This window comes from Anabaena sp. PCC 7938 (genome assembly GCF_049315035.1).
Classification (GTDB): Bacteria; Cyanobacteriota; Cyanobacteriia; order Cyanobacteriales; family Nostocaceae; genus Anabaena; species Anabaena cylindrica.
Window position 1 is genome coordinate 317,632 of sequence record NZ_CP186034.1, and the last position, 14,802, is coordinate 332,433.

A 14,802-nucleotide genomic window follows, 5' to 3' on the forward strand; every position below is an offset into this window, starting at 1 on the left:
CACTGTCACCTTCTTCCTTACTTCAAAACCAAAGGAGGATACTTATCAGTTTCACCCATTAAGTATTTAGCAAGTAATCTAGCTTGCCATTCAAAAGCTTCTCTATAAGTACATTTACGCCCCATTACCGGATGCTTAAATTCCGATTGCTTTTTCTTCTCGTACTTTGTTAAAAAGATTTTTCGCCCTTTAGGAGTTAGAGAAACAGCACCGCTTAAAGGTTCAGAAATAAAATCGGCTGGTGTTAATAATTGCTTATTCAAAATAGATAAAACCACCGCGTCTACCACCAAAGGCCGAAACTCCTCCATTAAATCTAGAGGTAAAGAAGGTCTATTATAGCGATCGCAATGCAAGTATCCTAAATATGGATCAAAACCCACAATATTCACAGCACCTTGCACATCATGACGCAACAAAGAATAACCAAAACTCAACAAAGAGTTTACAGGATCTGTTGCTGGACGACGTACACGCTTAGTAAAAGTAAAATCCGGGTTACGAATCAACTGATTAAAACAACCAAAATAAGCAGCACTCCCCGCACCTTCCAACCCACGCAAAGACTTAATATTATGAGTTGAATCAATCGGAGAAATAGTTTGTTCAATGCGAGTAATATATTTAGACAAATCAACATCAGATTCCCGTTGACAACGCATTAAAACTTGACGGTAATTTTTCAACTTACCCCTAATAAAACCTTGCACAACATGAACAGCTTGCAGAGACTCACCCGCAGCTTGCCATTGAGCCTTACGAACGAAAATATTACCAGTCATCTCCGGTTCTAAACGTCCCAAATAATGACCCCTTTCATCAATAAAAGAAAGCGGAATATGACGACTCATTAACTCAAAAACAACAGCCGGCGAAACAGTCGCACGTCCCAACACAACCACATCTTTTAAATGAATAAACGGAATATCTTGAAGAACCTTCTTCTCAAACTTCACATGAATTCTTTCATCAACTTTACCAACAAAAGAATCATTTTGCGTAACGTAAAGAGTCCCCATAATTAATCCTCAACTTGTATTTATTTCTCGTTCCCAGACTCCGGCTGGGAATGCACTCAAGAGGCTCCGCCTCGCTTAAAAACTAATCAATTTACCTCTTTATATCGCCCCACCTTCTCAACAGCTTGAGGCAAACATCGAGAATAAAGACTACAACTATCACAGCGTTTTGTTTTCACAGGTTTTGGCATAGCACCCGTAAACAACAACATTTGTACAGCTTCAATAGTTGCGATCGTACTAGCTCGTAATTCCGGCGTAATTTCCACTAATTGACGTTGATGAGATTGAGCATAATAGATATAACCAGAATTGATATTTTTACCAGTCATTTCCTCCAAACACAAAGCCTGAGCGCAAACTTGTAACTCATCATTATCCCATTCTCCCTTCTGTCCGCGTTTATATTCAATTGGGTAAAACTCACCATTTTCAAACTCAATTAAATCAGATTTACCAACAATTTGATATTGGTCAGACTTCAAATAAATTGCTCGTATTTGCCAAGTCTCATCACGATTTACTTCCCCTACAGTGTGAACTCTTTCATGTAAACTTGTGCCTTCAATAGTGTATTGATTATCAATAAACTCACCAGCACAATGAATTCGCCAACAACGATGAGGACAATAGGAATATTGATTTAAAGATGCAATATTCACATAATCATCAGAATTGATATTTTGAACCAGCATAGAAAATTCACAATTAGATTTTCAAAACAATAAAAAATGATTCATCTGTAGGTTGGGTTTCGTTCCTCAACCCAACCAAAATTTTGATAATGTGATGATGTTGGGTTTCCTCGCGTCAACCCAACCTACAATTTTACCTTCTTCTTACCATTCCCATACCCATAGTTGTTTTACGTCCTATTCCCGCATACAAAGCAAAATTAGCTAAAGCGTTAACTTGCTTAATTCCTATTGTTTCCACATTGCCAAGAATGCGATAACTAATTTCACCTAAACAACCAATAAACTTATTTTCATAATTGCTAATAACTTCAGTGTTGATATTAAAACCACTAGGATAAATGGCTTCTAGAGGAATATTATTTAACTCAATTCCACTATATTTATTCCACCGATTGAGAAGACTATTAAAAACAGATTCCCTTGTTGGTAAAAGATTATCAAATCCACCTTGACGAAAAGCTACAGGTGTAGAAAAAATGAAATTAAATGTACGTTCCTGCTCACTGGCTTGTTCATAAATTTGCTTGTAACTACAAACATTAGCCCAAGGTTGAGTAGATTGAGGTGTTCCTTGAATGCTAGTAATATATAAATTAGCTGAACCCAAATGCCAAGGTTGTTCCGGGTTAAGATTCAACCATAAAGGAGTGAGTTGACTAAATAAATTGTCATCTAATAAAGAAACACGCCACCAACAAGAAGTACCTGCGGAAATAGGATTTTGATGAGCATATTGCAAAGTATGAGATTGAATTTTATGTCTGCTTTGTACCTGCAATGGTGACAGAGTAAAAGCTTTATCAGCATTTGATTCGTGTAGATAGTCACCTAATTTCCTATCAACAGAACTCACCAGGTTAAGGAATAAAGCATGATAATGTCTGCCAGTGAGAAAGTTGGGGTAAATGGGAGACTGGGGGGTAAGATTGAGAATTAAACTATGAGGCATATTTTTTGCAGAATAACACAATTTGTAAATAGATAATGCAAGTTAAGAGAAATTGAGAGTATAAATTATATAAAGTAATAAAGGTTGCATAAAGAGTAAGACAAATGAACGTTGATAATTATCGTGAAGCAACTGCACTCACTAAAAAGTTAGAAGCCAGCTTACCAATTAAAGCCAAGGCGGCAAAAGAATTATTGAAAATGCTGAAGACAAGAGGAGACATAATAAATCCAGATAAAGAATTTGAAATTGATTGGGTAGCGTATTCTGGGGACGAAGGTGGGATTATGTGCCGACTAGTCAGCAAAAATGATAATCCCGAAGATGAAGATAAAGCACAATATGTAGTGTCTATTACCCATCTCAAAATAGATCCCGATCATCCCCATGCAGAAGAAATAGTAACTTATCAACGCGAGCGAAATCGCCAGTTAATGTTGCAAAATCGTAGTAGTTTGATAACTGAATTAATGCCTTCACGCCCTTCTAAACCAAAGAAGAGCAGTAAAGGTTTTGGTAAGTAATTAGCTCCGAAAACGGTATTGCATTTGTTTGGGAAGTTTTACATTTTTGACATCATCAAAATAGTAATATTCTCCTCGCATTTGCACATTTTGAATTAGGCTTACTGGAGGCATATTTACTACATCATAACTAATGACTTGATTAGTAAACATGACATCTAAAGGGTTTAAAGGATGAGTACAGGTAAATACATCAGTTTTAGTTTTTGGTTGTGGTAATTTCTCAACTCTGACTTCTGCTTTACTCATCCATTTACCCAAGCGAATCCATTTAGGTAGTTTGATTTCTTTTTGAGCAATTAGAAAAAACTCAAATTTACTTTCTGGTGCAATTTCCTTTGCACGTCCAAAACTGGGAATATTCTTTTGGGTTTTCTCCATTTCTACATGGTAATTATTATTTGCATATTTCCATGTATTCAGAATCGCCGTATGATTCAAGGAACGAGCAGGAGTTATATAGATTCCTTGTTCATTTAAAGGAGTTAAATGCTGCTCATATTTTGGCACTTGTTCGGGGCAGAAATAGCGATAAGAATCTTCCTCAGCAACAGTTGTTGAATAGAAAGGACTATCAACTAAACCGAGTGCGTAACATAGAGCGTAATTATGAATTATTGGCTCTGTTTCGTATAATCTGCCAATTTCACGGGTGGCAAAATAGAGGCTGTCGTGTAGTTCTAATTGACAACAGTAGATAATTGTCATGGCTATTACTTAGTCTTAGCAGCAGTTTTCTTTTTGCTAATATGTTTATTGGCATATTCTTTCGCTTCAGTGTCAGCTTTTTGCAAAATTGATTTAATTCCTGCTTCATTATTTGTGAGATTTTTAACCTCACTAATCAGAGGTACAAAAGCATCTCCGATAAAGTCATTATGCACAATAAACTCATCAGCCATTAAATTCTCAATTGCGGTTTTTGCAGCAGCCATTACATCATCCTCATCTAAAGGATCAGGCGATTTGAGAGTATTATTAGCCTTCATTTGGTCATATATTGCTTGAGTCCAACGGAGGTTACTGGTAATTTCTCCATCAGCAAAAACAACGCCAATTAACTCGTTTCTCACGCGACCTGTGCGGGTTGTTTGTGCGCCATAATGACGAGTTCTCAGGATATTATTAAAAACGTAAAGAAAATTAGCTTCTGTTGGGTCTTTTAGCGTCACAATACTAGGAAAGAAAACCTGTGGTCTAATATGGTCTTGTTGGTTAATTCTGCTAGTTACTTCACCAGCTTTAGAACCACCTTCTCCCTTAGAAGCCATTGTGCCATTTTCAAAAGGAGCATTGAGAGTAAATGTTTCATGAGATTCATCAAATGAGGTAATAGAAAATGCAGTATCTACCACAACTTTGGATTTCTCAGAACCAGAATCACCAATAGCGAAACCGTAAATAATACAATCAGGATTATCCATTGCAAAAGATACGTTATATTCACATTCTTCTGCTGTCATGTATTCATATTTGCGTAATAATTCTCTACCAACTAATCTTTCTGGTGTTGATTGTTTACGCTTGAACATGGAAAGACGGCTAATGGTGTTTTTATCTTTAACTCCAGCCCTCACCCGTGCTTTATTGAGTTCGCTATCTGTTTGAAATAAAGGATAAGATTCGGTCACGCGGATGGTGAGAAAGTGGGCATATTTACCCATTGGTTTGTAGGGAATTTCTGATTGAAATAATTTAGCGTCAACAGTTTTTAAAAGTGCCATAATGTTTCTCCAGAATGAAATTAATTGACGTAATAAAGTAGATTTATTTTCTCGTTCCCATACTCTGTATGGGAATGAGTTCTTGAAGGCTCTGCCTTCTGTGAAATAAGTAGAGTCAGAGACTCTGTTAGGCATTCCCAGTCAGAGACTGGGAACGAGAGCAGGTGTGGTTTGATTATTCATTTTCATCAATTTCAGATTTAGATTTTTCTGCATTTTCTTTATCATCTTCTAAGCGATAAAGAAATTCACAGGTGTCTCGAATGAGGTTTAATTGACGACCCGCTAAACGTGCGCGATCGCTCTTAAAACACCCCTCAAATACCTCGACTACAAAATAGTTAGCAAACTCTAAAACTGCTTGTCTTTCTTCCTCCCTTTTACTCATAATCCAGCGTCCTTCCGCAGTAGAAGAATGTACCCGATCCATCAGTTTAAAAACCTCTGCTGCTACGGCTGAAATTAACGTTTCCCCATCAAATACACTAGAATCGGCTTTGAGAATAGTTTCCGCAGCAATATCAATGGGTTTTAAAACAGCATTGGCTTTAGGATTAAACCGCTTATTTGCCCGATAGAAACGGCGATATAATTCCGTTAATTTTTTAGGATGATTCAAGGTTGATACTTCTCCCACAATTAATTTCTCCTTAGTAGAATCAAATTTTGTATAAGGGTCAAAACAAGGGTAAAAATGATAGGTGTAAAGTTTGATTTTCTCAATCCTGGCTGTTTCAATTCCTTGGTTACGCACCCATTTATTCAGATAAGCAAAGACATGAAGAGGACTCGTTTCAAAATCTTTTGCTAATTCCGTAAATTTCCCCCAATTAGCATCATAACCAGTCTTACCTTGTCTAGCATTCACATCTAAATGGATAGCGTAAGCAGCAGTTAAAACATTTAAAGGTGCAGGATATTGAATACCGTACTCTTCCCAACCTTCAAGAATGTAATCAAGACGAAATCTATCTCTTTTTACCAAAGTACGGAAAGCATGAGGCGCACTATCAAGAAATACCGTTTCTTCAAATTCTGCACCATCATTAAATGGGGGAATTGGAGACTCTGAAACCACAGTTTTTACATCTAAAATCATCGGAAAGGCAAACGCTAACCAACTCGGCATTACCCACGATTCTGTATCGCTGCTATCTCTTCCTGGTGGTAAGGCCATGAAGTAAAATGTTAAAGGTTGATCTTCAGGATAGGAAAGTTTAAATGTGCGGTCTTTTTCACCATCTAAATTTTCATCAATTAAGAAACTATCCACACTTTGATAATTTTCTTTACCTAAATCAACCTGTAAATCTTTGCTGATGAAATGATTACGGATGCTCGTATCAAAACGAGTTTGAGCAATGTTCATGTAAGCTTTTTGTAAAAACTTATTAGTTTCTGGTGTGAAGTAATAAGTTGGATAAAAGTAGAGATAGCGATATTTACCATCTTCAAATCTTTTACCTACCGCTTGAGTTTGATTCATGAGAATTTGTCTCAGCATCATTTCTACACCAGCAATACTAGAAATGTTGCGTTTAGCGTTAGAACCTCCTAACATTTGTTTGTTTGTATAAACTTGAGGAGTAAATAAAACTGCTGATTCCATTTGCTCAGTTACAGTGTATGCAGAATGAGAAATTGAGCAGATTAATTGTTTACCTCTTCCTGGCTTTTTTGCAGCATTATAATTACTCAACTCATTGATAAAATTATCAACTTCAGTTGTGAGAGATGTTTGTTTATTGGTATTAGGTAACATGACAACTCTTGATACCCACAATCTTAAATCATCCCAACCATCAGGTAATTGATATTGTGCAAGAATTGGGGAAATTAAATCTGTTAAGTAATAAATTACCTGTTGACAATTTTCGCGGACATCTTCAATACCTGGATGTTTTTCTAGATATTTAGCCGCTAGATAATACCATTCATAAGGTACACCTCCCGTATTACCCTTTAATTTTTGTTCTTTTAAACTTTCATTAATGCGTTGAATTTCTCGAACTTGCGGTAAATATTCTGTTAAGTTCCAAAATTCGGCAACTTTGTGAGTTAAATCAAAATTTGGAACTTCTGGCAGTTTTTTATCTTTCTTTCGTGCGGTTTCAATTCTATCAACCGTTTCTTCCCAAATTTTGCGAGTAATTAAATCACCAAATTCGGCAATTTGATCAATGCGGATATCATCATCAAATTTAAAATCATAGTCAGCAGATAAAACATTTTGTTTTTGAAACTTAACTAAATTTTCACTACGACTTTTACCAACAGATGTTTTACCTGTATTTAAAATCCGTAAAGTAGCATCTAAAGCAACCTGCATTAAACCTGGAGATTCAAAAAATAGATTGTAATATTCAGCATATTTCATTCCTTTTCCATCTCTACCAAATCCCGTTTGTCTCAGTTTTAATTGACCTGCACAAAGGGATTTAATTTTATTAACTACCAAATCTGGTAAAATTTCAGGTGAAATACGAGGAGCATCACGTAACGCTAGATAAATTACCCCTGTTGGTAGATATAACAAAGGTTGATAATATGTGTTTTCAGCAGCATTTAAATTAGTATGAGCTTCAATTACAGCATTATTAACAACATTGGTTAAAACACCTCTATTTTCAGCGATATGATGATAAGTAAATTTTAATTTACCATCACTGAGACTGTGGAGAATTTCATTAAGTCTCGTATTTTCTGCATCTTGAGGATGTTTAATAATTGAAGCGAGAGAATCAGCTAAACAAGTTAAATCTGATAAACTGCGAATAGTGCGGTCTTTAAGAACAGGATTTAAACCAAATTCTGAAAAATTCCAGTTAGTATCCCAGCGTCTTTGGGCATTATAAGCCATACACAATAAATCATCAATATATGATTGATAATCTTCGGGATTATGAGGATTGATCAATTTATCAAGTCCTAATTGTTTGATTTTTTCATCAATAATTTTGCGATGTTCATCTAAAGGTAACTTGCGACAGTCTTCAGGTGCATCTGGAAATTTTTCAAAGTCATGTAAAATAAAGCCAGCAATTACTAAACGTCGTTCTTTATCTTTTACTAATCGTTTAACCGTAGTATCCAGTTTTTCTAATCTTTGCTCAATTAAATTTGCTGGAAATAAGCCATTAAGTAAATGTGTATTTAAAGATTGATCAGCAGCATTATCACGTCTAACTTTTGTTTTACCTTCTGCTTCTCGTTTTTCGTCTATTTCATCAAAGAATTTACCACCTTTAGCAGTTACACCAATAGCAATTTTAAGCAAATTTGGTAACACATATTCGCTAAAATCTGCCATGACTTGATCATGAGGATTTTCAGCTTGTATTGCTTCTCTTAATAATTTGAGTGTGAGTAATTGTCCTTTAGTTTCAATAGTCCTGTCATTATCTCCATCAAAACCAAAATCACCGGATAACCAATCATCATCTGAGGTTGCAGAATTTGAATTCTTCTCTATTTCTAAGAGTGATAATTGCTGATGTTTATTTGTATCTTTACTTTTTTTAGCCATTGTCTTCTTTCACTGAAATTAAATAAGAGTTGATTTTTCGTCAGTAAAATTTTTATTCAAATCCTTCTAGCAATTTAGCAACTTGTTCAGGATCGGGAAGTTGATTTTTTAGTTCTTGAGGTAATTTAGAAACTATTTGGTAAGTGGCAACACCAATGGGTTTATTAGAATCTTTAAGCGCGTACTCAACAATAGTTCTCTGTTTAGATTTACAAAGAATAATGCCAATAGAAGGATTTTCATCTGGTAGCTTTACTGTGTCATCTAAAACAGATAGATAAAATTGCATTTTGCCAACATATTCAGGTAAAAATTTTCCAATTTTTAATTCTATTGCTACCAAACACTTTAAACGGCGATGATATAATAGAATATCTATAAAATATTCCTCATCATCAACTTCTAAACGGTATTGACTATCAATAAAAGCAAATATACCTCCCATTTCTTGCAAAAATGGTTTAACTTTTCCTAAAATTGCTTGTTCTAGTTGTCGTTCGCTGTGTTCATCTGCTAATTCTAGAAAATCGAAGGTATATTCATCTTTAACTGCTAGTTTTAATTGATTACGGATTTCCGATGAAATATTTTGATCAAAATTAGTTTGATTTAGAAGAGTTTTTTCATAAGTTTTATTTTCAATTTGGTGAATTAATACATTTTTAGTCCAGCCAAATTTACGAGTCATTCTAATATAAAATTCTCGTTCTAAGTCATCTTTAGACTTTTCTAAAATCACTATATTGTGAGTCCATCCAATTTCTCGCACCATTGGCGCGAGTTTTTCATTTTTGGCATAAGATTCATAGAAAAGCCTCATTCGCCACAAGTTAGCAGCAGAAAAACCACTAATACCAGGAAATTCTGCCTGTAAGTCCTTTGCTAATTTTTCAACTACGGATTTACCCCAAATAGAATCTTGTTGTTTGATAACTATCATCTGGCCAATATCCCAATACAAGTTAATCATCTCTCGATTAACTGCTTTTAGTGCTTCGTACTGGGCTGAACGAATCCGTTGTTTTACTTCCATGAGTAGATGTCTGTAATCATCAGCAATGGGGTTATTCATGATGAAGATATTTTAATTATTTTTGTAAACTAAACAGGCTTGCACATCTTCCCTTTCTAACCAGGGATATGCTTCTAACAAAGTTTCTATAGTATCTCCTGCTGCTAACATTCCTAAAATATGCTCAATAGCTAGACGACGACCACAGACTATTGGTTTACCGTCAAAAATTTGGGTGTCAAATGTAATTTTTTCTAATAATTTTTGTTCTGTCATAGTTTAGGCATCTAGTTTTTTATTTTGGTAAATTAACGTAACTCACTTTACTGATTGAAATTAAGGAGTTTGGTAAACCAAGAAATTTATATTTCCAAACTCCTTAACACATTACGCAGCTAATTTAATCATCTCTAGATGAGTGAAGTAGATTTTCTGCGGAAATAAATTTAGTTCAAGTTGCTTATAAGGACTTGGTTGCTGAATTTCCTCTACCAATTCCAATACATCCTCAGTTACAATAGGCTTTTCTGAGGTGTAAGATTGCAAGTCAAAAAGTTCCATCTGTTGATGGGTTTCTATATAAAGCCTCAGCATACGATTTGGAAGGTTTTCTTTCATAAAAAATTACCTCAAGTGGTTTGCGCCGAATCAGCCATGCTAGTGCTAACCTATAAGGTGCGACTCTATATAGGTGAACTGGGATAACTTTTTTCCGGTTCTCCATAATGTAACATATAAAAAAGGTCTGTAGTAAAGAAGTAAAAACGAAAAGTCTATTTACAGGATTAGAGATTGAGAAATTTAACAGCGTATTAAAACATGATTAGTTTTGCTTTGTTTCATTTATACTAAATTTAGCTTAGTCTTGAAGGGTATCAAAGATTGCTAGTAAAGATATCAAAAAAATCTGGCAATAAAAAGAATTTTTCCATGAGACTTTTTAAGATATATACTAAGGAAGCCTTGAGAATAAACCCTAATCCCTATCAGGGATTGAAATTGTAGTAAAGAAGTAATCAAGGCATTAATACAACTCCTTAATCCCTATTAGGGATCGCAGCCTCAAGCAATCCATATCTCATCTCCCTTGCTTTTAAACGTATAAGCAAGCGTATCTAGCAGCAACGCAGATTGACCAAAGGCTATAGAATAGGGCTGAGTTGCTTCGTGAATACTGTACTGGTCACTGATGGGATAAAGTTGAAAGTGCATGGGTAGCCTTAACCGCATCCGCACTTCCGCAACTGGCCGACGAATTACATAACAAACTAAACCCTCTTTTTTCAGTTTTTTATCAATTTGACCTATCCAAACGTTATCCGGTTGCCATACTCCTATCCCTGTTAAAACTTGCACTTTCCAAGCATCAGCGATGGGTTGTAAGTCTCCAGAATAGGTAAATTTCCAGTTCAACCTTTCCTCACGATAGGAACGTAATTTGATAAATGCGAGACAATGGGCAAATCTACCTTTTGCTATGGGTTGTCCAGTACTTTGCGCGGTTTCTTTTAATGTCCGTATAAATCCCGCTTCTGTCCACATTTCGATTTCTAAGTTGCTTAAAATTCCTGGTAAATCGTAGGTTTTAAATCTCTCATTTTCGTTGTTTTCAGTTAAATCATATAAACCACATTGCAAAGGGCTAGAACCGCGAAAACTAGCTGCATCGTCAGCAATGGGATTTCCTGATTTACCTGACATTTCTTTCCAGTCTTTAGCCCATCCTGTAATACGTCCAGCTTGTGATTTTAAACCTGTATTAAATACTTGTTCACAGGCTTTTTGAAACTTTTCTCGACTTTGGGCATATTGTTGTTTAATAGTGCGATCGCTCAATTTACAACATAACCAAAATGACTGCACAGCACCCCATCGGCGGTAATAACCATGAAAATCATTAATTTTGCGATATTGCTCTTTTATGGTTTGTTGTAACAATGGACGATCATAAATATTATCAACTTGTAATGGTGGTGAATCTGTTTGAAATAAACGCTCAACTAAAAAGTTAGGAACTAAAGCATAAGCTGTGAAATTGTTAAATTTAATTTTCTGACCATTTTTTTCATATCCCTCATGTCTTCCTAATCTTCCTAACCGTTGAATAAAGTTACCAGAATCCGATGATTCAAAAATTAGAAAATTAATTTTAAAATCAACTCCCACATCAATTGTACTTGTACCTAAAACTAAATCAGCCGATAAACTTAACTCTTTCTCTCCTTTACTTGATAAACCTGTATTTTCTCCCACTGTTAAATTATAAGGTTTTAAAAGTTCCTGAAAAAATGGAGTTAGTCGCTTAACTGCTGCAATTGAATTGAGAATAATTGCCCCTTTACTTCCTGGATATTCTTGAAACTGAGATACAATTAAATCGCTATTAGTTTTTAACCAAGTTTCCGAAGCTTTAAAACTCGGTTCTAAAGGTATAAAATTGAGTGCAATTCCTCGTGCTACTTGTCGCCAATTTTTGTTTTTAAGTATCGCTTCTTGTTCTGTATGCTCAGGAAATTGATATTTATTTTTTTCCAGAGGATTTATTTCTTGACATCGAAATCCTGCCGTTTCTAATCTGCTGATTAAATCTTTATCTGGTGTAGCTGAAAGAAAGAGAAACTTTTTCCTGCGGTTTGTACAGTGAATCAACAGCATGGTGTTAATTACGCTGGCGATTTGGGGAGCAGAAAAAACATGAAATTCATCAAAAATAAATAAATCGAAGTCTTTATCAATTTTATTCCATAATTTATCAGGACTATCACCAGTAATTAAATAATTACTGCGATGTAAATAATGGAAAATATCAGGATTAGTTAATAATACTTCTCTTTGACTAGAGAGAGTTAAAATTGCTGCACCTTTTTTTAAACCTTCATTTTCTGCATATATTTCTAAATCAGCCCCACTTAATCTAACTACACGGGGTTGATTTTCTGGTTTAAATATATCAATATATCCCTGAATTTGGGCTTCTTGATCACGGGCTAATTCATTGGTTGGATAAAGTCCAATAGCGGAAAATTCACCTTGGAGAACTTCTAAATAAGCAGCTAAACTTTTACCATCGCCTGTCATTGCAGTGTTGAAAACTACGTCAATATTTGGATCGCGTAATGCTTTTAAAGTCTCTAATTGATGCCAAGATAAACACCAATCTTTAGGCAATTTTACCCCATCAGGTGTGGGAACTGTTTGCGAATAAACAGGTTTGAGTTGAATACTGTAATTTTCTGACATACCCTTAATAACTTATTTCAATTTCTGCAACCAATGGTTGCAGTTTTTCATTTTTACTTAAAAACTGTCCGTAACTCGTTGCTAAAACCTATAATGGCACTGAAAATAAAAGTTGGCAAGAGAATACAAGTATAAAGTACACGGACACTTTAATGAGTCGTAAAGGTCAGTCTATAACGCTGTCGGTATCAGAAAGAGACAAATCTGAACTAGAAGCGATCGCACTCGAATTCGGTATGAAGTGGGGAGAAGATAATCCGAATATCTCCAAACTCATCAAAGCGATCGCACAACGTGAATTAATAGTTGGTAAAAATCATGACTGGCAGGATTCCCGTATCCGCGCCTTACATCGTTGTATAGCTTCATTAACCGACATCGGACAAATTGAACAAGCGGAAATCATCGCCAATTTATTACTCGAACGTAGCGAATTATCCGTACCCATGCGGAGAGAAATTGAGGCTTTCCTGATTAATTCCCTTCCATCATGGCGGTTACAAGTTGATCACTATATCTTGCGTCAACAACCCTTTCAACTTGCCTATCAAGATGCAGCAGAACGAGTATTTAATTTTACCGTCCGGTATGCAAAAATTACCCCTCACGAAAAGCGTCAATATCTTGATTGTTGGTGCGAAGAAACAGAAGGAAATTTTGACATACCAGAATTAAAACATAACTGGTGTTTCCGTTTAGACAGAATTAATGAAGCGGCAGTTACGGAAATTACTGGTAAATGGCTTAATAACTTAGATCAAATAGAAGTGGAAATGCACATATTGAACAACTTAGCATTTGCATATCAAACTAAACCAGAGGATAACAGAGTGGAATGGATACCAGATAAACCAAAAGTGAAGCGAGTAATTAGAAAAGTATCAAATACATTTTGGTTTATCCGAGAAATCATGCAGTATTCCGCTGATTGTATTGTAGTCTCACCGGAAAATGTGCGATCGCTTATCAAAGCCAAACTCATCAGCCTATCTCAACATTATGACTTGAACCTTCATTCCTAAAAGCTATCAAAAAACGATTCAGGAGTTATAATCTGTCGCAGTGCCAAAGCAAGCCACAGAATCTAACGTCAAGTTAACTCCTGAATTTATTTCTAAATTTCATCCAACTCCATTTAGAAATACATAGATAAAATTACTTAAATATAACTATTTAAGCTGACCCTACCGTTTTAGGTAATTTAAAATTACTGATTTACAGGCAATACCATACCTTCACAAGCTAATAACACATTGGGAAAAACAGATTTAAGCTGGTTTTGAATTTGGTCAAGAAAAACATCATCATCATCTGGGTGATGGTGTGAAATCACCAAGCATTTAACACCAGCACTTTGTGCTAAATCCACCGGCGTTTTCCAGAGTAATTCAGCATATTCATGGTTTTTATCCGTTGGTGGAGTGTAAGTGGCATTAGTAACCAGCAAATCAACACCGTCGATAATTTCTAGAATTTGTTTTTGTTCTTCTACATCCAGACTTTGATGTAAATCTGTCGCGTAAGCAACACTATAGTCCCCCCAGCTTATACGATAACCAATAGACCTCTGATTTTTATTGATTAATGCCGTTGTAATTGTTACCTCACCCAACTCTACCGGATTACCAGGAGTCAAATTATAAAAAATCAACTCCGACTGCATCACCTGCAAAGGATAAGGAAAGTGAGGTTGGAGCATCTGATCACATAAACATTGTTTAATGGATGCACCATTTGAGGCAGCAGTACCGTAAATATGAAAGCTGTTGTCGGCAATAAATGCAGGAGAGAAAAAAGGAAATCCTTGGATACGATTTGACTGGCAGTTAGTAAAAAATAAATGCGCTTCTAGTAGTTTGTGCTGTTGTTGCCAGGTTTTACCGAGTACGCGTAAGCCAGTACCTCCATCAAAAACCAAGTGTTGTCCGGCTACATATATTTCTACACAAGCAGTATTACTACCATAGCCGCAGGTATGGCTATTTGGGGTAGGAATTAAACCGCGTACCCCCCAGAATTTAACCCAAAACTCCCCAGCAAGGTTATTTAGCATGGGAGTTACTTCTTGATCGACATAGGTTTGAGAATCAGATAGCTCAAAATTTGGCAT

13 protein-coding genes are annotated in these 14,802 nt (G+C 35.6%); 2 read left to right on the forward strand and 11 right to left on the reverse strand.

The window, feature by feature from the left end:
• Window positions 1–17 precede the first annotated feature (17 nt).
• The 3 genes from cas1d to cas6 form a co-directional block, all read right to left on the reverse strand.
• The gene (cas1d, locus tag ACOWPH_RS01545; protein WP_015213661.1) at window positions 18–1,019 is read right to left on the reverse strand and encodes a type I-D CRISPR-associated endonuclease Cas1d; all 1,002 of its coding nucleotides are present in this window, start codon (window positions 1,017–1,019) and stop codon (window positions 18–20) included.
• 86 nt (window positions 1,020–1,105) lie between these two features.
• Complete coding sequence (gene cas4 / locus ACOWPH_RS01550; protein ID WP_015213662.1) at window positions 1,106–1,714, reverse strand: CRISPR-associated protein Cas4; 609 nt, start codon at window positions 1,712–1,714, stop codon at window positions 1,106–1,108.
• Between the two features lie 133 nt (window positions 1,715–1,847).
• Complete coding sequence (cas6, locus tag ACOWPH_RS01555) at window positions 1,848–2,666, reverse strand: CRISPR-associated endoribonuclease Cas6 (protein WP_015213663.1); 819 nt, start codon at window positions 2,664–2,666, stop codon at window positions 1,848–1,850.
• A gap of 104 nt (window positions 2,667–2,770) precedes the next feature.
• On the opposite strand from cas6, the gene ACOWPH_RS01560 reads away from it, so the two are divergent.
• Window positions 2,771–3,190 (forward strand): hypothetical protein, encoded by a 420-nt coding sequence (locus tag ACOWPH_RS01560; protein ID WP_015213664.1) that lies wholly within the window; start codon window positions 2,771–2,773, stop codon window positions 3,188–3,190.
• Here the strand turns inward: ACOWPH_RS01560 and cas5d are convergent, their stop codons facing one another.
• The 7 genes from cas5d to cas3 form a co-directional block, all read right to left on the reverse strand.
• Window positions 3,191–3,898 carry a type I-D CRISPR-associated protein Cas5/Csc1 gene (gene cas5d, locus ACOWPH_RS01565; protein WP_015213665.1) on the reverse strand — a complete coding sequence of 236 codons (708 nt, stop codon included), beginning with the start codon at window positions 3,896–3,898 and terminating at the stop codon, window positions 3,191–3,193.
• 5 nt (window positions 3,899–3,903) lie between these two features.
• A complete protein-coding gene (cas7d, locus tag ACOWPH_RS01570) occupies window positions 3,904–4,914 on the reverse strand; it encodes a type I-D CRISPR-associated protein Cas7/Csc2 (RefSeq protein WP_015213666.1) in 1,011 nt (336 codons plus the stop codon).
• Window positions 4,915–5,089: 175 nt separating this feature from the next.
• A complete protein-coding gene (gene cas10d / locus ACOWPH_RS01575) occupies window positions 5,090–8,440 on the reverse strand; it encodes a type I-D CRISPR-associated protein Cas10d/Csc3 (protein WP_015213667.1) in 3,351 nt (1,116 codons plus the stop codon).
• A 52-nt stretch (window positions 8,441–8,492) separates the two neighbouring features.
• Complete coding sequence (locus ACOWPH_RS01580; RefSeq protein WP_015213668.1) at window positions 8,493–9,512, reverse strand: PDDEXK nuclease domain-containing protein; 1,020 nt, start codon at window positions 9,510–9,512, stop codon at window positions 8,493–8,495.
• Between the two features lie 12 nt (window positions 9,513–9,524).
• Entirely contained in the window at window positions 9,525–9,728 is a 204-nt protein-coding gene (locus tag ACOWPH_RS01585; RefSeq protein WP_015213669.1) for a DUF433 domain-containing protein, read from the reverse strand.
• A gap of 111 nt (window positions 9,729–9,839) precedes the next feature.
• Entirely contained in the window at window positions 9,840–10,070 is a 231-nt protein-coding gene (locus ACOWPH_RS01590; RefSeq protein ID WP_015213670.1) for a hypothetical protein, read from the reverse strand.
• 444 nt (window positions 10,071–10,514) lie between these two features.
• Entirely contained in the window at window positions 10,515–12,692 is a 2,178-nt protein-coding gene (gene cas3, locus ACOWPH_RS01595; protein ID WP_015213671.1) for a type I-D CRISPR-associated helicase Cas3', read from the reverse strand.
• A gap of 152 nt (window positions 12,693–12,844) precedes the next feature.
• On the opposite strand from cas3, the gene ACOWPH_RS01600 reads away from it, so the two are divergent.
• Window positions 12,845–13,714, forward strand: coding sequence for a helix-turn-helix transcriptional regulator (locus ACOWPH_RS01600; RefSeq protein ID WP_015213672.1), 870 nt, complete (start codon window positions 12,845–12,847; stop codon window positions 13,712–13,714).
• Window positions 13,715–13,899: 185 nt separating this feature from the next.
• On the opposite strand, the gene ACOWPH_RS01605 is transcribed toward ACOWPH_RS01600, so the two are convergent.
• Window positions 13,900–14,802, reverse strand: a complete 903-nt coding sequence (locus ACOWPH_RS01605) for an MBL fold metallo-hydrolase (protein ID WP_015213673.1) — start codon at window positions 14,800–14,802, stop codon at window positions 13,900–13,902.